The following is a 22493-nucleotide window of genomic DNA, read 5'->3' on the forward strand; positions in this document are numbered from 1 at the left end:
GAGATCTTTACGGGTAGCATACGCTCTCGGGATATTAAGTTAAGTATGGATGGTAAAGGAAGAGCTATCGATAATGTTTTTATAGAACGCTTATGGAGAAGTGTGAAATACGAAAACATCTATCTCAATCCTCCGGAATCCGGGGTAGGTTTATACAGGCAACTCCGGGACTACTTTGATTTTTACAACCATAGGAGAAGGCACCAGGGAATAGAAAATGAAATACCTATCAACCGATATTTAAAACAAGAAAGAAATGCTGCTTAAAAAATAAAAAATAGAACTTAATTTAGCAGCTAAGCTGTCCTAACAAATGGGGGTTCTTCAAATAAATTCAAATTCTAACTCAAATGTATTTATAAAAATTGAGCTTTTAAATACATCAATTGCCCATAAATCACAACTGTCAGCGCCGATTCTTTCCTCAATTATCTCTAATTTTCTTTGCTGTGCTTTGGCAGAAAAGGAAATATCCTGCTGACTTATATAGCTTAGGGTAGAATCTTGTTCAAATGGGATTAGATTTTTATCATTTTCTGATAATTTATAAGAAGCTACGATTTGATCCCTGCAACAACCGGTTATAGAAAATAAAATAATAAGCAAGTAGGTAATATTTTTCATTAAAATTTGATTTTTCCTATAAATTTCACCAAACGTGTTATGAACAGTTGGGGATTTCTTGCCCTGACTTTTCGGTTTAGCAATGATCTTTGATTTATTCAATTATTTTCCGTCACTTACATTCAGAATTATTTTCCCCTCGACTTTGGCATTTTCAACTAACCTATGTGCTTCAACTGCGTCTTCCAATTTCATTGTTTTTCCAATTTCAGGCTTTATTTTTTTCTCCAGGAGCAATTTAAACAAGACTTGTAAATCTTCTTTAAACCATTCCGGGTGCTGTTTTCTCATGGAGGTTATCAAGTAAAAATTTGCGTGAGGTTTGTTCGGAAGTAGATTCCACCATTTTACTTTCAGAAAGTCTAAAATCATATTTCCACCATTTCCACTTGCAGAGTTTTGAAAACCAAAAGCTACTAAAGTTCCCTTTTTCTTCAGCAAACTCAGTGAACGAGGAAAATAATCGCCACCCATTGGGTCAAAAACTGCATCAATTCCATTGGGTTCTTTCTCTTTAATTACTTTTACAAAGTCTTGATTTTTGTAGTCAATTGGAATTGCCCCCATTCTTTGTATAAATTCGTGCTTCCCTTTCGAGGCTGTGCCATACATTTTTAAGTTCATTAGTTTGCCCAATTGGAGTATTGCAGTTCCAACTGCACCGGAACAAGCGTGTATCAAAATGGTCTGCCCGTTTTTAATTTTTGCAGAACGGTGCAGCATTTGATAAGCGGTAAGATATGACAGAATTAGGCTTACGGTTTCCCCATTATCCAAATTTTCTGGAACAGGAACAACCGAATTTGCAACGAGACAAATGTATTCCGTGTAAGATCCAATGACGGTCAAGTCTGCAACTTTTTGACCTATTTTCAGATTGTGGACATTTTCTCCAATTTCATCAACAACTCCAATCAGGTCATAGCCCGGTGAAAAAGGTAGCTTTGCCTTTATGTTCGGATAAATTCCCCTTCTGACAAGTGTATCGGTAAATGAAGCACTTGTCGCCAATACTTTTACCCTTACTTCACCTTTCTTTGGTATAGGCAGTTCTTTTTCAACTACTTTTTCAAGCACCTCGGGTTCTCCAAATTTTGAAATGACGATTCTAGTATATTCCATTATTTTTTAATTACCGCTAATGGTCACGTCTAAGGTAAGTAGCGTGTAGGGAAGAGCTAACTTGTCGGCCTAACCAAGATTGATTTAAACTTCTAAAATAGAGAATTTTAGCTAGATCAAAACTATTTTCTTTAACCGATGCTGCCCACTGCAGCTAAGTTAATTTCTTTCTTCCTACAATTTTTAGTGTAGACCAAAATAAAAAGCCAAAAATGATAATTATTGGAATTGTTGTGATTGGAGCTAGAGTTCGTGCTGTATCACCGGCAACTATTTCCTGTATAATCTGTTGCTTTTTTGTTCTTTCATTTTCTTCAAAAAAGCCATTTTCGTTTAGATCGTAATTTTTTAAGTTATCTTCATAATATTTTTCCTGTATTATAATAAATAAATTAGCCAGGAGATAAAGCACTAAAGAAAATATTAAACTGTACTTGATCTTATTTTTCATCAATTTCACTTAAGTTTAATTTTTGGAATAAACATCAGCTAACCATTGTTAACAGCGGTATTTTTGCTGAACCATTCTAAAATTTCATTCTTTAAGTCATCTGTTTCAGAAATCTTGAAATTCGGTTTTACTCCATTCCAATATTCCTTTTTTGTATAGTCAGCCATCACGCCAGAAGTTAGTATTAAAACATCATTGTTTTTTAGAGTAATAGTGCTATTTGATGTTGTATAGCCAGCTGTATTGTTGCCAAAAAACTTAACGTTTGGATTACTCATTAATGCAATAGCTGCAGCTTCACCTGAACTTGCGGTATTTCCGTTTATTAAAACAGCAATTTTTAAGTTCTCGTTTTTGAGTTTATATTCAAGTGGGGCATCTATAAATTTTTTAGTTTGATTCGATGAGCCGTTAATTATTTGATTTTCTTGCTTGCTCCATTCGTGCCATTTTTCTTCTATTAAGAAATAACCTAGAATTTCGTTTTCTAAAAATGGGGTTAGTGAAATGAGCATTGGCCACATATTCCCTCCATTATTCTTTCTTAAATCAATGACCCAGCCTTTTAATTTTTTAGAATCTTGTTTTTTTATATTCTCCAGATTTTCAGTAATATATTCTGCGCCTTTTTTTAGAGTTTCGTCAAGACTTTTTCTGGAATCAATAAAGGGGAGTATATTTATGTAACCTAAGGTTTCTTCATTTTCGAATGGTTCTATTTTTTTATAGCTATAAGCTTTCTTTCCCTTTGCAGATAAGTAGGTCTCTGCAGTTTGATCGTAATAACTTGAATGTTTTTCTCCATTTAAAGTTAATGCAGTAATTACGGCTGAATCCTTAGAAAATACAGCACTTTGCCAAACTTTCTTTTCAAAATTCTTCCAGTCTATTGAATCTTTATTAATGGAATTTCTTTCAAATTCTCTTATCATCTTTTTGATGGACTTCTCATCATTTTTTGAAAGCTCATTATATTGAGAATGAGAATTTTGAAAACTGAGTATTAGTATAAATAAAAGTAGTGTGTTTTTCATATTACTTGGCGCCAATTGCGAATATGCGATGTTTTTAATTATAGATTTCGGCCTAACGATTTTGCTTCTTATGGAAAATAATTTAGCACTTTCCTATTAAATCCGGCATTTGCGATGTGTTGTTGGATCCAGTATTTATTTAATCGGATGATCTATTAGAAGATTTACCATATTATAATATAGAGCAAAAGCAACTACCAGCTTAGTCATATCATTTTCGAAATCTTCTTTTTTTAATTTTGAATTCATTGCTCCTGCAATAATAGAAGGAGAAATATCACCATATTTTGTTTGAGCATTTAAAACTTCTTTGATAGTCTCGTTTGTATAATTACTATTTAAGCATTTTAAATAATCTCCGTCTGGATTTAAAACATATGTAATCAATTCTTCTTGTTCAGATTCTTCTTCTATCTCATCAGAAAAGGAAACTAGAGTTATTTCTTGTTCAGAATTATTCACTTCATACTTTGTCCATATTTTCTGAAATGTCCTATTTTCCTTCAGTTTTTTGATTATTTCAACAGCTTTTTCATTCACATAAAAGTCTGGAGAGAAATCATGATTTGGAGGCATAGCACTTAAATCTTCGATATAAGATTTGAAATTTTTATTGTCATTTTTTTGATTGTAATGCTTTGCTAACTCTTCCCTGAATATTAAGGTTGCTTCATTTAGAACCTTAATATCATTCTCATTCAAGCAACCTGATAATTTGCCGGCATAATTAGATTCTTTTTGGGAAGTACATGAAAATAAAATAGTAATAAGAAATAGAAGTAGAATTTTGTTCGTCATTTTTTAAAGTATTGGTACCAAGGGTTACGGTTAAGAGAAGTAGCGTGTAGGGAAGAGCTAATTTGTCAGCTTAACCAGGATCAATTTAGAGTTCTAAATTAAAGATTTTAAGCTAAACCTAAGCTTTTTTTTTACCGATTTTAGCTGTAGTATTTTATTCGAGTTGGATCTAGGCGAAGTGGAATGGAGTTTTAAAAATCATAGTAAACAAGCTTCCATTAACTAAAAGATCGAAGGAAAAGACAACCGATAGAGACCCTGCTTTAAAAACCTAAAACATTTAACCGATTTTTTATTTTAAACTTGACTTATCTAAAACCGTGATCTTTTTAAGAATTGTAGATAGTACAAGACTAAACAATACGAAGGCTATAAAAATAATGAATCCGGGCTGCAACGATGTTTTATTGGTAGATATGCTCACAAGAGATTCAGTTTCAACATTCGCATTAGTAAGTTGATGGTCCAGAATACCCTGAAACCCTATATAAGCCATAAATATTGCGATAACATATACATCTGCCATACTCCATTTTCCCGATTTAAAAGCGAAGAATTTCAGGATTTTGCTTCTTCTAATTTTTTCGCTCCCGGCCAGATAAATCTGAGTGGAAACAAGTTTAGCCACGGGAAAAATAATACTAAATGCGAGAATTAGAATTCCCACGAAAAAAGAATCTACCTTTCCTGTTTGAAACAAAATATCTATTACCTGCAGAATACTTTTACTTTGAAAGAAAATTACCTGATCGTTAAAAGTGATTTGTTCCCCAATCAGTAAAAAATTTACTTGCTGAAAACGCGCATCTATTTCTATCATAGGAGCAGTTAGCCCTGCAAAAAGAACTACCAGGGATAAAATCACCGAAATAATAAACATGGGCGTATGTAAGAAAAATTGATTTCTTAACAACCACCAAATAAAAAGAAAAACCACAATAATACCCAGCAAGATATAGGTATGATTATAGGTTTGATCCTCCAGGGTCATTAATTTTTCTGAAGTTTTTCGGTTAAAAGCTTCAAGGCTCTTAACCTCATATTTATCCAAAAGTGAATTTAGTCTTACAACAGCAGTTTCAGAATCTGCGTGGGTCATATCACTGTATTCCTGCAGTTTACTTTTAATGACGTATTTAAGCGCTTCTTTATTTTCCGGTTGCTGAATTTCATCTACAATAGTTTGGGCAAACATTGGTACCAGCGCCCTTATCTTTTCTTCGGGCACCAAAGTTCTTACGGCAAATTTTCTTAGTTTTCCCTTTAAACTCTTTTGCTTAAGGTTCATTAAACTATCGCCTTTATCAATCCCGGCCATAAGAATATTTTCTACCTGAATTACAAGCGTATCTTCTTGGGCCGGAGTAAATTCAAATTCATCAATACGGTTTAAAACCATATTCGTTAAATGATCTCTCCAGATATTTACTGAAAGGAGTCCGTGGGTGATGCTATTAAGCTCACTGTAATCTTTCTTGATTTCTGCAGCTTCAGAAGAATATTTATAAACCAGAAAGCTACTCCACCCAGCTAAGCACACCAAAAAACCCGTAAATAAAATAAGGAGAATGCGCTTTATATTTATAGCCATCATGTTGCGAAGTATTCTTTAAAGATACTCCATTAATCCGGATAAATTCGGTGAGGTTTTCCTGCTGAAATATTTAATTAATTATAATCTTTGTCTTGTAAAAAAGCTCCATTTCATCATAATTCTGAAAAATCGGAACGCTCCATTACAGTTCGAAATTTTTTGATGAAGTCCGCTAAATTGGATTGCATAATTAATTTAATTCCGCTTCCTGCGCCCTGCCTATGCTTCCAATTCCCTAACTAAAGAACTCCAGGCTTCGCCTGACACTATTTTAAGATGAATTACCACCATTAATTTAAGTTCATTTCTAATGTTAAAACAGAAGTAAAAACGATTAAAATCTTTAATTTAATCAAAAGAAGACGACCCTATTTAAAGCAGTTGAATCTTACCTATAAGAATAGGTAATTAGAATAACACTCTGCATTTCTAATGTTTGGTTAATTTCTCTCCACCCGGTACAATTTACCCCACTTCAAAATGAGTTGAAATTATTATATAAGCATATAAAAAACTAAATATCAGTAATGTGCACTCTTCCTTAGTAAGTATCTTAAAATACAGGTATATAATTTGGACCTAGCATAATATGATTTCCTTAAGAGTTATTATGCAATTAAAAATATATAAAATTCTGGCTTTATGCATCCTCCTTGCACTGGGCTCATCTTTATACCTGCACAAAAATTTTTATTATTCGATTTGGCTAGACAATCAGCTTACTATATTATTCCTACTCTTTACCTTTATATTCACTATCGTAATAATTAGAAAAATTAAAAATTTCTAAATATCTAGGTTTTGTTTAGTGCGGAAATAAAATTCATATTTTAAGGATTACTATACACATAACTCCCCACATTCCCCTTTCATATCTTTTAGGTAAAGACTTTCGTTCAACAACGAAACTCAAGTATAAAAACCCACCTTCCATTTTGCTTCTTCCACAGAAAATATGAAAACGATCTATTCCCGGTTCTGATTTTCCACTTAAATGATGGAAATGGATTTCATAACTAATTTAATTCCGCTTCCTGCTCCTTTCCTACTCTTCCTTTTTTCTATCTGAAGTACTCCCGTCCCTAACTGCCCCTACCTTTTTCTGTAATGCAAAATACCAAGATTTAGAAGTTAGTCCACACTGCATAAAGCCGGTTGCTGTGCTCCCTTTTTATAAGTCCTCCCTAATTCTAAATCTTGAAAATGTATCAGCATCAGAAAAAGGTAACAGTGACGGCTCTACGGGAAGTAAATCGAATAACGGAAAAATGAAATCATGCAAAAATCCACAAAAAGGAAGCGGAATTAAAAAATCAAAAAAGGAAAATGCTCAGGATACAATAAGTAAATCAATTAAAATCAGATATATAGCTTTAAATTCTGCCCGACCATTTCAGTTTTCCCGATGATGGGATTTTATAAAAAAAATAATAAGATTTTAAAAACGGATTATGATGTTCATGATCTGTTTTTCATTTTACGAAATTCTCAATCAATTGATCATTTCTCTATAGTAAACTTCAAAGATTTTCTTTTCAAATCATAAAAAATAGGATTCAGTTTTTAAACATTTAAAAGGCTATTAAATTCATTTTAATAGTCAACTTTTTTGTCCCTGCGGGACGAAAAGGTAGAGCAAGAGGGTAACGGGCAGAGCCCGTTAAAAACTACCTTTTACATTTTAATTTATTGACTATCAATTATTTAAATAATATGATTAATGCTATAAAAATATTGATTTACTGGTTTTGGGCTTGAACCCCCAATAAAATGGTTAAAAAAACCAGTAAATATTAAAAAGTACTGAATTATGAAAGCAGTTAAAAACATTACTATTGAAAAGAAAACGGCTGAACGCTTTCAGCAATTTTCCAGAATACATTACAAAACACACTCTGAAGCTTTGGCCGGAATGCTGGATTTTTTCTTCTACAATGAGATTTCTCCGAAAGAAAATTTTGGGCCTACCGGCAGGCGAATTGAAAATATTATCAAGAAAAGAATTAATGCAGTGATCGCAATAACAAGGGATATGGAGAAGAATAAAGTTAACCCAACTTTAGCTATTTTGCAGGCACTATTGGAGGCTGCTGATCCAAAAAACAATTACTCCAATCGACTAAGAGATTATGAGCAAGATGACACTCATCCCGACTTTTATAAATAATTCACTATGTATATTACAGCCAACCCAAAGAAATTAAGAAGAGTATTCTCAAAGCACCGCAGAGTATCTTGATTACCTGGAAAAAGAAAATGTTATTCCGGGTATAGAAGAAAATAATGAGGAGCTTTTCTTTAATTAGAAAGAAGATAATTTTTTTTGGAAGATGTTGTAAAAGAAGTAGATACCAATATCACTAAATTGGAAACGAAGAAACCGAAGTTTTACTCCTATGTGAGGTATTTAGATCTCAAATGAGATAAAATTTTATGAAAATGAAAATTCGGTTTTTTAATAACCATAAAGTCAGGTGAAATTATAGAAGTTAAAACGTAAGATTGGTAATTTGCAGTGGTTAGAATGAGGTTTTTTTGTTATCCAATCCTTATTGAAATTAAAATTTCGGCTATTTTCTTTTATCGGCAGTTTTTTCATCAAAAGTGACCAAATTAAAAAGCTGGCGCATTCTGCTTTTCACCCTGGAGCCATATCGCTCTTCAAGTTCATCGGAATCTAAATTTGTTGTAGCGTGAGTTTTTATTTTATGATTAAGAAATAATTCATATCGGGAAAGCAGAATTTCTCCCATCACATTGCAATCCTGACCATAAAACCTTCCTGCCGGCTCAACACCAAGGTCATCAAAGCATAAATAACTATTATTCCCATAATCTTCAATTGTTTTAAACCCCAAATGGTGAAAAGCAAAAGCAATATTTCTGCAAGGAATAACCTGATATTCTTTTTGGTGGGGCACCAGATAACGCAAAAGCTTAAGAAAGCTAGTTTTTCCACAACCCACAGGCCCGGTTAGTAAAATTCCTTTTGCAGGGTCAAGATCGAATTTCTGGCATTTTTCCTTATCCGCAATTATATAATTGCAGAGTTTGAAAAGTAATTTTTCATCTTTTTTGTACAGCTGAAACTCTTTTCCAAAAAGCATCTTTCCTTTCACCTGGAGATATTCAAGCATTAATGGAAAATCATAAAATACTTCTTTTCCTCTAAATTTTCCAATCTTGTAAACTACTCCGCCTTCTATTATTTCACAAGGGTTTTCCATAGTTTTTTTCTTTTTTAATTTTTAAATAATCAGGATTTTTCATTTTTAAATCTTGCTGAATCTCCTTGGCCTTTTTCATCCATCGATATGCTAAAGCCTGCCAGTTTACTACAGGGGTATCACGATTAATTTTCCAACCTACAGCTTCGTAGTGGTGATAAAACTTAGAAGCTTCATTATCTGGCCAGCCTTTTTCTTTAAAATATTTTAAAACTTCAAATTCACTTTTTGGCCAATAAGTTTTATTCTGTTTAATATGTTTAATATTGTTTGTTTCATATACCGGTGCTATTTCGGTACTCTTACCGGACTCTTCTGCAACCTGTTCTAAAAAAGTCTCAAACTTATCCGGGTCATTTACACTACAAATTGAATGCTCATCTTCTGCTTGTTTATCACTAGTCCAAAAAATGGACATCTTAACCTGGCTGCCTTTTAAGGGATTTTTAGAAGGCAAATACAAAATGTAATTCCAGTCACTTAATTCTCTAATGCATTTATGGTAGGTTGAAAGTGAACCAACCTTTGAAGCTTCCATAATTTCCTGCCTTTGTATATAGAATTGCTTACAAAACCTAAAAACATTCCAATACTGAAATAAAGCATAGTAAATACTCACGTGTGAGGGATTTAAACGGCTATCTTCATTAAATCGATAAAAAACCTCGGTAAGGTGTTTTATGTAATTCATATTAATCACTATTATCTATCTTATACTTCTCCATTAATCGTTGTACATCTTCCCAATCATAAAAGACGGTACCTCCTATTTTTGTGTAAGGAAGATTACCATTTATTCGTATATTCTGTAAAGTTCCCCAACTTATATCCAGCAGTTTTCTCACTTCAGAAGATTTCAAATACCTTTTATGGATTCCGGTTGAATGCTCTTTAAGTAATTTTTTAAGCTCCTCAAATAACTCTAGCTTAAAATTCATTAGATCATCGGTAGTAATTATTTCTTTTGGCATTTTTAAAATGGTTTTAGTTTAAAATCCCACCGATGGTTACACTTTTTTACACGGCGGGATTTTGTTGATTTGACTTCTAAGACAAATTTGAGCAGCTTTAGGAAATTAATTTCACTATGTCCACCGGACTACGACAAAATTTAACACCTTCTCTAAATAGATATAAACGAGGCTAAAATTGATGAGTTTGGGCAATTTTAAAGAGAAAATATTCTTAAAAGGAATAGAAATGGGCTTTTTCGGAGTTACGTTCACCTACCGAAAATTATAGCTCATTTACACGGTTCATTTTTTGTTCAAAATTCCAGGTGATTTTGTCCAGGAATTTGGTGATTCTCCCTTTCCTATCCTTTATTTCTGAAAGCTTCTTGTAGCAATTATCCAGCTTTTGATTAAACTATTTCAAATAGGGAAACGATATCAATACTGCCATATTTGGAGTTTGATTGAAACCCTGATCTTTCTTCTGTTTCAAAATTCCACGTAAAGCATTCATATCCCGGCTAATCTTGTTTTCCAAAAAAAATTTATGGCTTTTAATGGATACATTAATACATAAAAAAACCTGATTCATTTTCTAAATGAATCAGGTTTTTTCTAAACTATTTAAACTTTTAATTTCTTAAAAGCTCCAACAAATGCTTATTTATCTACAACTTCTCCAATTGGTTCAAGTAGAACCTCACGGTCAGCAATATTGATTCCCTGGCTTCCATCGGCATTCATTTCATCAAGCTCGCTTATATCTACTCCTGGAGTACCTTTCGCTAGATCGTATTGTTCACCAACACTTGCCGCTCCATAACCAAGATCTTTCATAGATCCGGCTGTTATTCGACTTAATGGATTTTCTCCTAAATTGATAAACCCGGTCATTAGTTCATTGCGCAATAGCGATTCTCTCCAATGTCCACCAGCTGTACCGGGGCCTCCTATATTTTCAATTGGAAGTTCAAATTCACCACCTTCAGCATTCCAAAATACATTCGCCTTTTTTCCTGTAAAATATGGATTACTCGCAGGTCCCTGACTAAGCATTTTATCTCCGGAATTCCATAATGTACCTACTCCTAAAACGTGTCCCATTTCATGAACAATAACGTTCTCAAATAAACCTCTGTCATCCAGAGACTGAAGATCAGCAGTATCAAATTGCATAATTCCACTAATAGTCAAACGGTTACTGGTACGAACAAATCTTGGGCCAGCAGAGCCGAGAACTTTTCCAGGACCATCAATAGGTATAAGAACTACCTCAATCACTACATCATCAATAGGACCATCAGCATTTAAAGCTGGGAAACCTAAAAAGGCTGATGGTATTGCACCAACAACTGCTTCTTCTGGTATAGAAGATTCATCTTTAATAATGATTCGTTCCCATCTAGCTGCTGCAGATTCGAATACTTCACGCTGTCTGTCGGTTACAGGCACCAGATAGTTTATCGAAATATTAAAACGACCTCTATCTACACCTGCTGCATCTGTAGCTCTTTTTTTATTAATATTACTTTTAGACGTATTTGATTTAGCATCAATTTTAATCAAACCATTATCTGGGGTAAGCAACTCAAATTCTTGCTTTGCAGTTGTATCCATATCTGATTGAACGGAATCTACAGAGTCCTCAGAACAGGAAACAAGTAAAGCCGCACCTATAGCGACGGTAAATAAACCTGTAAATTTTGATCTTGTTAAAATTTTTCTCATAAAATATTATTTCTTTAGAACTGTATTAAAACAGTTAATGATTAATAGTTCCGCAAACTAATAGAAATAAGAAGAAATATTAATACTTCTTTAAGGTTTAACAAGTGTTTAATCAATTTAATTAACAATTGTTTAAAAAAACATAAGTAATATCTATTAAATATTACGAATAATTTATTCGCATTGTATTTGATATTTTAACGTGGTTTCTTGGAAATCCGTAGTATTTTCAATTGACTTTCTCTCCCGGGAAAAGTCTCAAACACCCTAATTGGCTCTGAATTCAATCTAGTTTTATTTAAGAATACCAAATTATGTATGTTGGAAATATTGAGAATCTATCCGAAGAGAGAATTGAAAAATATTAGCTGTACTCCCCATTGCTAAAAAATATTCCATTTTTAAAATAGAGAAATCCCCCTACACGACATATTATGACGCCTACCGCCCTTATTTTTGCAGTATAAAATAAAGATGATGCGAACATTAGAAATAACACTTACCGAAGAGCAATACCAACATATACAGGAAGAGATCAAATATGGCGGAAGAACAATGCTTCAGGAAGAAACCATGGGCGGATTTGAAATTACACTTCACGTAGGCGTACCAAATATCTATACTTATCTGGAGATGAATTATATTAATAAGATTGATCTTGGAGAAGTAGAATGGAGTTTTAAAAATTTTAATAAACAATCTTCCTGTAACTAAAAGAATAATGATGTCAGAATATAGAGAAAAAATAATTCTTACCTATAGACAGTTACTTGAAATGCACGAGGAACTGCTCACCAGGATAATTAATGTGGGAATGACCGGGGAATACGCTGAAGTAAATACAGTTTTCAAGCCCGGCGACACCTATAAATTTGATCTTGAACAATTTCGAGGAACTAAAGACAATAACCTGAAAAAGCTACTGACTTTTTTCGATGAAATGGAAAACCTTATGAACTCCCTGGCAAATATTAACGGGATTACCGAAGAGGAGCTTGAGGATGCGAATTTATAAATATAGATTTGAGAATGCACATAGCAAGTTAGAAAGTACTAATTTTTCATAAATAACTCTCTGTAGGTTTCCTCTATTTCACTTATCTCCTCTGCTTTTAGTTTTGCAAATTCTTTCTCGCGGGCACTTTTAGATAAATCTCCCTCATTCTGTTCAAGAAATCTTACCAGGAGGGCTACCATTTTATCTGGCATTTCATATTCGTCATCCAACCATCTTTTAAAAGCATCATAAGCTGTAAGGTATTGGATTTCCTCAGGAATTATATTGTCTATGGTATCGTTTACGCAATCATATAAAAATTCCGTTTGCTTAGTAATGTCAAAAAAGCGGTAGTAATCCAGAGTATCGTTTATTACCTGGACATTGTTGTCTGATGTTTGTTCCCAATCAATATGATCAAGAAGTGGGTGCGAATAATCTTCTAGAATCCTTCTATAGTCATCAATATGATCAAGAATAGAAGCTGAGACAGGGAATATTACCCCTTGTTGAGAAAATTTTTTCTTCGCCAGGAGATGATGGATTATATATCTATGAATCCGCCCGTTCCCATCTACAAAGGGATGAATAAACACAAAACCAAAAGCAATTTTTGCTGCGGCCATGACTGCTGAAAAATCATTTTCAAGTAATAATTGATTTGTATCAAGCAAGCCTTTTATTAGCTTAGGCAGATCATCAGGCTTTGCGGAAATATGATCTGGTATTGGTGCCCCAGTTGTCCTATCATGTTCTCCAATAAAGCCTCCTTTTTCCCTGAAACCCATCTCTATGAATCGACTGTTTTCAATCACCACTTGCTGCAATCTCACGAATTCCTCTTCTGAAAGATCTTTTGTTCCTGCCTGTCCTATCGCTTTCCCCCATCTAGCTGCACGTTTGCTTGGAGGGTTTTCTCCTTCTATAGTGAAAGAAGCTTTAGAATCCTTTAAAAGAAGAAACGACGAAGCTCTTTGTATGATATCCTTACGTACACCCTTTAAATATTCAGTTTTTTTCTTCTCTAAATCGGCCTGAGAGAATTCAAGTTTAGCGGTTCTACGAATCAATGGACAAAAATATGGCGTGCCTGGGAGGTTATTAATCACCAAGTGACGTTTTGATTTTGTTCCATTTATAGCAAACTGAAGATTACTATCTATAGCGAAAACGTAACTTTTTTTAGTGAGGACCTTCTTTTGAGGAATCTCTTTTTCCATAATCCATTCCAACAAGAACCATATTCTCCGGCTATATTGCCCGGTAGGTTCAATATCCGTCAGCTTATATAGTTCTTCTTCAGAAAAGTACCTGGTGAGTGCACTAAACACTAATAAATTTACCCCTTCATATTTTAAACTGAATACCAAATGCTTATAAAGGGCCTCGATTCTGGAAAGTTTTACATGATCTTCGGGCAAGTAACTAGGTTGGAAAACCCGCCAGTCCTCCGTTTCAAAAGATTTGTTTTGATCACAAATCAAAGCCACAGGCTTGTGGATAGGAATATTAAGACCTAGCTTATCAATAATGGCGGCGTATCCTACGACGACACCTCTTTCTGGTTTTTCCAGACCGTGAAAAACGGGTGCATCAGAATAAAAATGGGCGGGATTAAGCATTTCAAATTAAATTTAAGCGCAAGATAAGTAAAAAATAGGAGCAGTACATAAAAAATGAGCGCTAAATATAATTTTCGATTAAAAATAGGCGCGCTACTATAGGAAAAATTAAATCATTTTACAGCGACATACTTTGTCGCTAATAATGCCTTAATTTGTTAAATACAATCGAGATAATGAGTAGATCTAAACGCAAAACTCCCATACTTCCCAATTGCCAGGCTTCTTCGGAAAAAACTGAAAAACAAAAAGCCAATCGCAAATTAAGAAGAATCGTAAAAGAAAAAATTGCAGTTTCAGATGAAGAGCTTCCGCAGAAAAAAGAAATTTCGGATATCTGGAATTGGGGAAAAGATGGTAAATCTTATCGAGCTGATTTAACCAAAAAAGAAAAGACCAAGTAATATGAATATACTTTACCTACACGGACTTAATAGTAAATTAAGTGACGAAAAAAGAGAAGTATTGGAAAAGTACGGCCAGGTTTTCGCACCTGATATAAATTATTCAGATAAACATTTTCAACCCGATCTTATCCTAAAGGAATTCCCAAATACAGAATTCAATGTGGTTATGGGAAGTAGTATGGGCGCGCTAAATGCTTATGCTATTTCAGAAATTATAGGAAGGCCGGCTTTATTGTTTAATCCGGCTTTGGTTAAATACAGCGAAATAGAATTCAGTCATAAATTTACTCGAGGACTTTCTCCAAAGCAGATATTACTGGGAGGGAGTGACGATGTCGTGAATGCAGCCGATACCCTAATCTTTTTAGGCAAAAACCTCAAAAATTCAGAATTAGATATAAAAGTGTTGCCGCAATTAGGTCATCGTATCCCTATAAATGTTTTTACTGATCAGGTTAAAAAATTCTTTAAAGATATTTGTGCTTAAACCTGGTTCGTCAGTTCGAGTAATCCCGATGGCATCGGGATGGTATCGAGAACAATTTTTGAACTCCAATTAAATAACAAAAAAACTATGTCTGTACGCCAAACTATAAAACGCCATTATAAAATTATCTCTCTGCTTAGGTTGCGCCCTATGAGTTATGAGGATGTTCAGGATGAAATGGCTATCGATCGGGATTATATAGAAGAAAAGCTACTAACTTCTCAACGTACTTTTCAACGAGATTTAGAGGATATAGAATCTATACATAACATTGTAATAAAATGTAATAGAAGTACTAATAAATATTACATCAACGAGGATGTTGAGGAAACGCATTCTCAAAGATTACGAGAAAATTTTGACCTTTTAAATGCCATAAGACTTTCAAAGAGTTTTGGAAACCAACTTATTTTTGAGGAAAGGAAACCCCTGGGCACCCATCATTTAGCGGGGTTATTACACGCCAGTCAGAATTTTTTAGAAGTAGAGTTTGAATATTATAAATTTTGGGATACCTCCATAAGTAATCGCAAGGTGAAACCCATTGCGCTTAAAGAAGCCCGGAACCGTTGGTACCTTATTGCAGAAGACACCAAAGACGATATTATTAAAAACTTTTCGCTCGATCGAATTAAAAACCTGGAAATTACCAAAGACAAGTTTAAGCCAATTGAATACCAGGCGTATGAAAAATTCAAAGATAGCTTCGGAATAATAAACGGCACAGATGAAGAGCCAGTTAAAGTTATCCTATCGTTTACACCCAGGGAAGGCAGGTATGTAGAATCACTTCCACTACACCATAGTCAGCAGTTAATTGTGAGCAATGATGATGAGATCAGGTTTAGTTATTTTATTCGTCCTACCTACGATTTTAGAATGGAAATACTCTCTTATGGTGACCAAATAAAAGTAGTAGAACCGGAAAGCCTAAAATCCGAAATCAAAAAGGAATTAAAGCGTTGTATAGGCAATTATGAATAGCTGCTTAAATATTAGATAAGTCAACTGAATCCAAGATCATGAATAAGAAGAATCAACTAAAAAAGCCCTGGCCAACTAAAGATGCTATGGCTCAGATATATGAAAACAACCTATGGGGCGGTCATCAATCTGAATTTTTCTCTGGAGATGGCTCGCATAATTCCGAATTGATAAATCCATATTTGGAAACTGTGACCTCTTTTTTAAAATCTTTTGAAACGCAGCCGGTGGTTTGTGATCTGGGTTGCGGTGATTTTAATATTGGAAAAGAATTGGTGAAGTACTCCAAAAAGTATATTGCCATAGACATAGTTCCAGAGCTTATAGCGCATAATAAGAAAACATTCAAGGCGAATAATTTAAAATTTCATTCTTTGGATATCGCAGAAGATGAATTGCCTGCCGCAGACTTTGTGATTCTAAGACAGGTTTTGCAACATTTATCGAATGCTGAAATAAAAAGTTTGGTAAAAAAATTATATGATTATAAGTATGTGATTTTAACCGAGCATGTACCGGAAGGGAACTTTGAACCCAATCAAGATATTATATCCGGACAGGGAATCAGACTAAAAAAACAAAGTGGTGTAAATCTTTTAGCGCCGCCATTTAATTTTAAGGTTGAGGAGGAAAAACAATTACTATCAATTAAGTCACCTGAATTTAAAGGAGTTGTAGTAACTACCATTTATAAAGTATTTTAAACCCTCCTAAAATTTAGGTTCTGGTCGAAAATTTTAGATGAAGATTAGCCTTTCCAAAGAAAAGTCGCGGGATAAGCCCAGATTTTACTTGTATCCGACGAGTGAAATGAGAGGAATACCTACGTTTTTTTATCAATGGAAAAAATGAATAATTAATAATTATTATCCAATAAGTTTTAAAATGACTATCAAACAAATTGCACATATTTTTCTCATCAGCTGTCTAATCAATGCTAGCGTTTTGGCTCAGGCGGTAAAAGAAGAGAATAAATATGGAGAGCAGCTTTATTTTGTTGAGGGCAATACGCTAAAGCAAAAGGATGAATATGGAGAGGAGCTATTCTACTGGAACAGCGAAGAAATTAAACTAAAAAATAAATACGGGAAAAGCCTTTATTATTTAGATGGCAACACGGTAAAGCTGGAGAATAAATATGGAGATCGTTTATACGAGTTTGATGGATATTACATCCGGTACCGTGATAAGTACGGACCGAAAATCTGGTATTTAGATGGTAGAGTATTAAAACGAAAGGATAAATACGGCGAACCGGTTTATTATTTTGAAGGCATCCCTGATAAATGGGTATTGGTCGCTCTACTAGATCTTTCTAAGTAAACTACCTAGGAGCAAGCTCAAAAGGCATAAATAAAAAACAATATTTTAATTTCAAGGTAAACCTCGGAGCATTTACCCCGAGATTTCGGCACAATTATCAAGTAAATGGGCCTAAATAATTCTCCTCAAAGAAACCCCTGGTTAAGAATAGATAAATTAAAATTAGCATGACAGAAATCATTTTAGATCGTGAATTTGAAAAATTTTATTGTCCAGTTACTGGTGAAATTGTGCTGCATCCAGAAGGATACCACACTCCTCCCAGCCTGCTCTTTATTTACGTAGAAGAGATCCAGGACTTTGAATACTGTATTGAGAAATTGAAAGAAAAATTTCCTTTACACTTTAATGAGAACGGGGAAACAATTAACGGAGAATTCTTATATAAAACAATGAAAAGACACCTCCGCTGGGCGCAAGACAAACTTCTGATCACCTATGGCACTATGGGATCAGCTACCCTATGTTTTGATATGGGATATTCCAGCAATTGAATTTACGCAAATCGGCCATTATTTAAAAGACGACACACCTTGTCGCGTTCTCCATCTATATTTGTTTCAGCAAAAAAGCAAAAGCTTATGATGATTTAACTTTCTCACCGGGAATGATTGTTTTGATTAATTTGATTTGTCAACTAATACCCACTGCTCCCGGGGTGGGTATTTTATTGTCCACATCTAAACTATAAATATGGATCAGCTCTCATACCAAAACCATCTAATTGAACTCAAAAAATTAGGGGTACGTACTGACAAAAAAATTGAGGTAATGTATTCAGATCTTTATCGCATCACTGAGAATATTTTTCATACCGAATGTTTGCTCCGTGAAGGATATGAAGCTGAAGATTTTTTCCAGGATCCTAAATTCAGTAAACTGCGAGAACTTAAAAAGCATCTTGAAGAGGTAATGGAATGGATGTTCCCGAAAGGCCTTCCTGAGTGGCCAAGACGCTGCCAAAGTAGCTATGAGCGATTCCGAAATCCTTATCTCAGCGTTGATTTAGGTTCTATATGGAATGGAATTCATTCCTCAGAACTATTAATCGCAGCTTTTAATATCCGTTGTGGAAAACCGGGAGAACAATTCAGAAAAGATAGGGAATACATTCTGGAAGAACTGGAGAAGAAGCATTATTGCCTGTCTAATTTAAAAGAATATCGCAATAAAGATTCTGCCTTAATCCCTCCTATAGGCATAGCAGTTATGGAGCAAAAGATCTATTTTCCTAATGCCGGAAAAGCTTATGCAGGTGGAGTTTATCACCAAGAAGATGCCTTTGAGGTTTGGAGAGAAAAATATCACGTGAAGTTTAAAAATTTCAGTAATAACCACCTTCAGGCATTTTATAATACCCGGGTAGGAAGAGATAATAATAGTGTTGTATGGAAAGGTATTATTCAAGCATTACAAAACGAATTTCAAAACCGGGAGATAGATATTTCTTCTATCACTATTGAAGAAAAGCTTGCTACGAATAAATGCGCGATTTTGGTCAGTCAGAAACTACATGGTATAGAAGAACTTCCTATGAAGATCATAGAACAAATGATCATGCTATACAACCAGGAAAAAGCTCATGGAAAAAGAATTGTGAGTGACTGTAAAATTAAAGAGGGAAATATCCTTTATTTGTCAGATTACTCTGATGCATCTATAAATGGAAATCATCTTTTAAGCTTCTTTTCAGATTATTTAATAGGCTCTCCAAGGGCAAAGTTCAGACTTTAATATAATTTATAAATAATGGAGAACCCAGAGCAATACAAAAAGCTTACCCAGCCATTCAATTTGCTTGAAATAGATGCTGAGCATAAAACTATAACCCAGTTATACCAAGAGCTGAATTTTAGGGCGAGGGAAGAATACCTGGAGCATTGTTACAGAAGTAAAAAGAGTTATAACCGGGCAATGTTTACCCAAAGTATTTTCTATAAAAGATTTATTTTTCTCAAGGTACATTTACGTGACCTGTGTTATTGGCTTTACGAGAACAGGGAATCTATGCCCGAGCAATTACTTAATGCGATGAAAGCAGCACCAGATTATCATAATCCCTGGGGAGTGAATGTTAGAAAAAATCTATTCAGGAACTTGAAAATTTCAGAAAGGAAAAAGAAGTGAATAATCTTGAGGATGAAGAACGAAATAACTCAGCCCTATACCAACATTGTGAGAAACTGCCTTCCTATAATTTTTAAGCTTGGTTGACAAATATAAGTAAGGTGACTTTAGGTGAGGATATGCATCAGCTTATTAAAGCTGAGTAATACTGAACCTCTTTCATTACTACACCAATGTTGAAGAAATTATGATAATTTATTAACATAAAATTATGCTTTGTGAGAGAAAACTTATATTTTTGGAAGGTCCTCAAAATAGAGGTTCTTCTTTTGCCCCTACACGAAAGAAATTTCAGCAACTTAACCAACTAAATATGAGAAATTCATTTCCAGGGGAATTACCTGCCATAAATTTTCAATTTTCTTTTTTAAGAGCACACAGTTAAATACTCGTTCACAGAACCATCTCTATAATTAATTAGAAACGCAGCTATGACCGAAGTTGATTTAAAAACTGAATTAGAAAACCTTTACTGCCCTATAACCGGGCAACGGGTATTAGATCCAGAACAGTTCCAGCCATCCCCTGCAATGGTATTTTTGTTTTTACATTCCTATCGGTATTTTGGACACTTACAAGAGGATTTAGAGGAAAAATTCTCTGAAGAATTTAAAGACGAAGACAAACACGGGGAACTTTACCTGAAATTAACCGAAGAGGTACTAAAGGATGAGCCAAATTACCTATGGTTAACATACGGTGGACCACCTTTTGGGTTTGCAAGTATGTGTTTTGATATGGGTTATAAAAATAAAGAATAAGTTTCAAGAAGTTTAAATTTTATGACAAATTCAAAATATTACTTGAGCAAGAAGGAATATATAAGAAAGCAAATCGCCCGAACGAATAAGAAAGATTATGAAAACTACGTCGTATCGAGAATAGTACATCTTCTGGACAATTTAGATGTCAAATTCGTTACACAACAATACGTACAAAAAGAAAATGGCTATTATATGGCCGACCTTTATTTTCCACAGCTTAATTATTTTGTAGAAATAGACGAGAGCCATCATCTGAAACAGGAGAAAGCTGATCAAATTCGTGATGCAGACTTTCAGAATGTGGTGGGAATTCGACCTCGGCGAATTGATGTCTGTAATGCCACGATTGAAGACATCAATAACCAATGCGATAAAACTGTGGAAGAAATCGAAACAATTATTGATAATAAACGCACTAAAAATGAATTCGTCCCTTGGGATCCCTCAAAGGAGTTTAATCCTGATACCTGGATAAAAAAAGGAAAAATAACAACAAAAGATAAAGTTGCTTTTAGACGAATTGTAGATGGATGTAAAGCATTAGGTCTTGACTATAAAGGGTTTCAGCGTGCAGGTGCTAAACACCCATTTGAGCAAAATACATTGATTTGGTTTCCAAAACTATATCAAAACGGAGTATGGGAAAATTTTTATGATGAGGAAAAAGGTGTAATCCAGGAAAAAAATATCGAAAGCAAAGAAAAAAGAATTAAACATATTGAGTATCATTTAAATGATCCTTTAAAGCGAAGAATAGTATTTGCCCGCGTAAGAGATCCTTTGGGATTCATTCTCTATAGATTTAGGGGTGTTTTCGAATTAGACGAAGATACGTCTAATTATAAAGATGGGCTTTGTTGGCGTAGGACGAGCAATGAAGCTAAAACCTATAATTATAGAAAAATAGAACTTCCGTCTCTAATATAATATTTCTTCACCCAAAAAACGAGTAAAATGGCTATAATAAAATTTGACAACAGCTACGATTTAATTCATTATTTGTGCAAACAGGAGGTTTTAGGTGAAGTTGCAATAGAATATTCTCAATTAACATCAACAATGCTGGAGGCATCCAGATTTAACTTTAGTTACCCAGCCCTGGAGAAACATCTAGACAATATCGCCTGGGATATAATAGAATACAGCGGTGCAATTGCATCTTCAATCCAGGTAAAGTTTTATGATGATAAACAAGACTACAATTACACTATAGAAGGCACAGAAGACGATTTTGATTCTATTGATGAGGATTTTCAAAATCTCCTTCAGAGTGTCTTGGGACCAGATGCTTTCGCTATTATCACTTTAGAAGGTTCAGATTATAATCTCGAATCAAGCCAGATAAGAAGATGGAAATTTTTCAAGCCTACACCTGATGGAGAAAAAATATTGAATCTTGCACAGGAAGAGGAAAAGAAAATTCTCCTAGGAATTTTTTCAATTCTGCAGGGGAAGGATTCTGTCATAGAATGTCTTGAAGAATTTGAATTTAGAGTAGATGCCGACACGGTGAATTTAATCGAAAAAGGAGCTTTAATCGCTAATAATGTTCTCTCCCTTAAAGATGATGCATCTTTTGAACTGGATACAGATCAACTAAAAAAGCGATAGTCAATACCTATGAATGAGTATGAATTGACGGTACAGAGGAACATGAAATCACGGCTGTACTCCTGAAATGGGGAAGAGGATTTCTAGGTTAAATACAAAATCAAATAGATGATCTATGGAGAAACAAAAAATTACCTTAAAAATTGATGATACTCTCGTAGAAGGTGAAATTATTGAAAGAAGCAAATTTTTTATCAGAGTAGGAATAATTTCTCCTTTCAAGAATTGGGAGGATTACCGTGGCATAAATGGACCAGGGAGACAGACACCTGACCATTATCTTACTGCAAGAGGTGAGGAAGTTGCTAAAGACCTTTTACTCAATTCCTTTAAAAAGTTAAAGATGATTGATGAGAGCATTAATAGATTATCTATAGTACAAAATGACCTGAGAGAGGAACTTGAAGAAATTAAAGCATTGCCGAATAATCCGGTGCGAGAAAGAATAGCTTCAAAACTAAATTACTGGTTCTATAATAATTTTCTATTTTCCAGCCGTACAACGGGAATGGTAGCTACTTATGGAGAACAGGAAAAAATTGAGGAGATATTCAAAACCTACAAAGAAAAGGGAGTGAAGATATACCAGCTAGACTAATGGGTTCTCTGCTAAACTTATTTATGTAATAACTAACTTTAT

Annotated in this window: 28 protein-coding genes; 16 read left to right on the plus strand and 12 right to left on the minus strand. The window is 34.2% G+C overall.

The annotated features are described in order from the left end of the window. The coding region (locus B5440_RS11230) for an integrase core domain-containing protein (protein WP_143533308.1) at positions 1 to 267 on the plus strand (267 nt) is incomplete at its 5' end. A 57-nt stretch (positions 268 to 324) separates the two neighbouring features. On the opposite strand, the gene B5440_RS11235 is transcribed toward B5440_RS11230, so the two are convergent. The 6 genes from B5440_RS11235 to B5440_RS11260 form a co-directional block, all read right to left on the minus strand. Next, positions 325 to 624, minus strand: a complete 300-nt coding sequence (locus B5440_RS11235) for a hypothetical protein (protein WP_143533309.1) — start codon at positions 622 to 624, stop codon at positions 325 to 327. 102 nt (positions 625 to 726) lie between these two features. Further along, complete coding sequence (locus tag B5440_RS11240) at positions 727 to 1746, minus strand: medium chain dehydrogenase/reductase family protein (RefSeq protein ID WP_070053914.1); 1020 nt, start codon at positions 1744 to 1746, stop codon at positions 727 to 729. Between the two features lie 154 nt (positions 1747 to 1900). Then, positions 1901 to 2197: a hypothetical protein gene (locus B5440_RS11245; RefSeq protein ID WP_070053915.1), complete on the minus strand. Its 297-nt coding sequence runs from the start codon at positions 2195 to 2197 to the stop codon at positions 1901 to 1903. A 38-nt stretch (positions 2198 to 2235) separates the two neighbouring features. Then, positions 2236 to 3231: a S41 family peptidase gene (locus B5440_RS11250; protein ID WP_079711128.1), complete on the minus strand. Its 996-nt coding sequence runs from the start codon at positions 3229 to 3231 to the stop codon at positions 2236 to 2238. A gap of 135 nt (positions 3232 to 3366) precedes the next feature. Further along, the gene (locus tag B5440_RS11255; protein WP_070053917.1) at positions 3367 to 4029 is read right to left on the minus strand and encodes a hypothetical protein; all 663 of its coding nucleotides are present in this window, start codon (positions 4027 to 4029) and stop codon (positions 3367 to 3369) included. Between the two features lie 292 nt (positions 4030 to 4321). Then, positions 4322 to 5623, minus strand: a complete 1302-nt coding sequence (locus B5440_RS11260) for a paraquat-inducible protein A (RefSeq protein WP_079711129.1) — start codon at positions 5621 to 5623, stop codon at positions 4322 to 4324. Positions 5624 to 7433: 1810 nt separating this feature from the next. On the opposite strand from B5440_RS11260, the gene B5440_RS11270 reads away from it, so the two are divergent. After that, complete coding sequence (locus B5440_RS11270) at positions 7434 to 7790, plus strand: BfmA/BtgA family mobilization protein (RefSeq protein ID WP_070053919.1); 357 nt, start codon at positions 7434 to 7436, stop codon at positions 7788 to 7790. A gap of 403 nt (positions 7791 to 8193) precedes the next feature. Here B5440_RS11270 and B5440_RS11275 read toward each other — a convergent pair whose 3' ends face one another. The 5 genes from B5440_RS11275 to B5440_RS11295 all read right to left on the minus strand — a co-directional run bounded on the left by B5440_RS11275 (position 8194) and on the right by B5440_RS11295 (position 11531). Next, positions 8194 to 8850, minus strand: coding sequence for an ATPase (locus tag B5440_RS11275; protein WP_070053920.1), 657 nt, complete (start codon positions 8848 to 8850; stop codon positions 8194 to 8196). Then, positions 8834 to 9541: a hypothetical protein gene (locus B5440_RS11280; protein WP_070053921.1), complete on the minus strand. Its 708-nt coding sequence runs from the start codon at positions 9539 to 9541 to the stop codon at positions 8834 to 8836. The genes B5440_RS11275 and B5440_RS11280 overlap by 17 nt, the downstream gene beginning before the upstream one ends. Position 9542: 1 nt before the next feature. After that, a complete protein-coding gene (locus B5440_RS11285) occupies positions 9543 to 9821 on the minus strand; it encodes a helix-turn-helix domain-containing protein (RefSeq protein ID WP_070053922.1) in 279 nt (92 codons plus the stop codon). 265 nt (positions 9822 to 10086) lie between these two features. Then, positions 10087 to 10206 (minus strand): RteC domain-containing protein, encoded by a 120-nt coding sequence (locus B5440_RS15905; protein ID WP_079711133.1) that lies wholly within the window; start codon positions 10204 to 10206, stop codon positions 10087 to 10089. Positions 10207 to 10463: 257 nt separating this feature from the next. Next, positions 10464 to 11531: a leishmanolysin-related zinc metalloendopeptidase gene (locus B5440_RS11295; protein WP_070053923.1), complete on the minus strand. Its 1068-nt coding sequence runs from the start codon at positions 11529 to 11531 to the stop codon at positions 10464 to 10466. 474 nt (positions 11532 to 12005) lie between these two features. On the opposite strand from B5440_RS11295, the gene B5440_RS11300 reads away from it, so the two are divergent. Both B5440_RS11300 and B5440_RS11305 read left to right on the plus strand, forming a co-directional pair. Beyond that, positions 12006 to 12245 carry a hypothetical protein gene (locus B5440_RS11300; RefSeq protein WP_070053924.1) on the plus strand — a complete coding sequence of 80 codons (240 nt, stop codon included), beginning with the start codon at positions 12006 to 12008 and terminating at the stop codon, positions 12243 to 12245. A 10-nt stretch (positions 12246 to 12255) separates the two neighbouring features. After that, positions 12256 to 12546, plus strand: coding sequence for a hypothetical protein (locus B5440_RS11305; RefSeq protein WP_070053925.1), 291 nt, complete (start codon positions 12256 to 12258; stop codon positions 12544 to 12546). Between the two features lie 38 nt (positions 12547 to 12584). Here the strand turns inward: B5440_RS11305 and B5440_RS11310 are convergent, their stop codons facing one another. Further along, complete coding sequence (locus B5440_RS11310; RefSeq protein ID WP_070053926.1) at positions 12585 to 14150, minus strand: Fic family protein; 1566 nt, start codon at positions 14148 to 14150, stop codon at positions 12585 to 12587. Between the two features lie 176 nt (positions 14151 to 14326). Here B5440_RS11310 and B5440_RS11315 point away from each other — a divergent pair, with 176 nt between their 5' ends. The 12 genes from B5440_RS11315 to B5440_RS11370 all read left to right on the plus strand — a co-directional run bounded on the left by B5440_RS11315 (position 14327) and on the right by B5440_RS11370 (position 22451). Continuing rightward, positions 14327 to 14554, plus strand: a complete 228-nt coding sequence (locus B5440_RS11315; protein ID WP_070053927.1) for a hypothetical protein — start codon at positions 14327 to 14329, stop codon at positions 14552 to 14554. A 1-nt stretch (position 14555) separates the two neighbouring features. Next, entirely contained in the window at positions 14556 to 15044 is a 489-nt protein-coding gene (locus B5440_RS11320; RefSeq protein ID WP_070053928.1) for a YqiA/YcfP family alpha/beta fold hydrolase, read from the plus strand. Between the two features lie 87 nt (positions 15045 to 15131). Then, entirely contained in the window at positions 15132 to 16028 is an 897-nt protein-coding gene (locus tag B5440_RS11325) for a helix-turn-helix transcriptional regulator (RefSeq protein WP_070053929.1), read from the plus strand. Between the two features lie 38 nt (positions 16029 to 16066). Beyond that, a complete protein-coding gene (locus tag B5440_RS11330; protein WP_070053930.1) occupies positions 16067 to 16732 on the plus strand; it encodes a class I SAM-dependent methyltransferase in 666 nt (221 codons plus the stop codon). A gap of 181 nt (positions 16733 to 16913) precedes the next feature. Then, positions 16914 to 17351, plus strand: coding sequence for a hypothetical protein (locus B5440_RS11335; protein WP_070053931.1), 438 nt, complete (start codon positions 16914 to 16916; stop codon positions 17349 to 17351). A gap of 167 nt (positions 17352 to 17518) precedes the next feature. Continuing rightward, a complete protein-coding gene (locus B5440_RS11340; RefSeq protein ID WP_070053932.1) occupies positions 17519 to 17845 on the plus strand; it encodes a hypothetical protein in 327 nt (108 codons plus the stop codon). A 199-nt stretch (positions 17846 to 18044) separates the two neighbouring features. Further along, positions 18045 to 19085, plus strand: coding sequence for a hypothetical protein (locus B5440_RS11345; RefSeq protein WP_070053933.1), 1041 nt, complete (start codon positions 18045 to 18047; stop codon positions 19083 to 19085). Positions 19086 to 19100: 15 nt separating this feature from the next. Further along, complete coding sequence (locus B5440_RS11350) at positions 19101 to 19478, plus strand: hypothetical protein (RefSeq protein ID WP_070053934.1); 378 nt, start codon at positions 19101 to 19103, stop codon at positions 19476 to 19478. A 431-nt stretch (positions 19479 to 19909) separates the two neighbouring features. Continuing rightward, the gene (locus B5440_RS11355; protein ID WP_070053935.1) at positions 19910 to 20239 is read left to right on the plus strand and encodes a hypothetical protein; all 330 of its coding nucleotides are present in this window, start codon (positions 19910 to 19912) and stop codon (positions 20237 to 20239) included. Positions 20240 to 20281: 42 nt separating this feature from the next. Then, positions 20282 to 21169 (plus strand): AbaSI family restriction endonuclease, encoded by an 888-nt coding sequence (locus B5440_RS11360; protein WP_070053968.1) that lies wholly within the window; start codon positions 20282 to 20284, stop codon positions 21167 to 21169. A gap of 27 nt (positions 21170 to 21196) precedes the next feature. Further along, positions 21197 to 21853, plus strand: a complete 657-nt coding sequence (locus B5440_RS11365) for a hypothetical protein (RefSeq protein ID WP_070053936.1) — start codon at positions 21197 to 21199, stop codon at positions 21851 to 21853. Between the two features lie 115 nt (positions 21854 to 21968). Then, complete coding sequence (locus B5440_RS11370) at positions 21969 to 22451, plus strand: hypothetical protein (RefSeq protein ID WP_070053937.1); 483 nt, start codon at positions 21969 to 21971, stop codon at positions 22449 to 22451. The last annotated feature ends 42 nt before the right edge of the window (positions 22452 to 22493 follow it).

Origin of the sequence: Salegentibacter salarius (assembly GCF_900168265.1) — a bacterium.
Taxonomy (GTDB): Bacteria; Bacteroidota; Bacteroidia; order Flavobacteriales; family Flavobacteriaceae; genus Salegentibacter; species Salegentibacter salarius.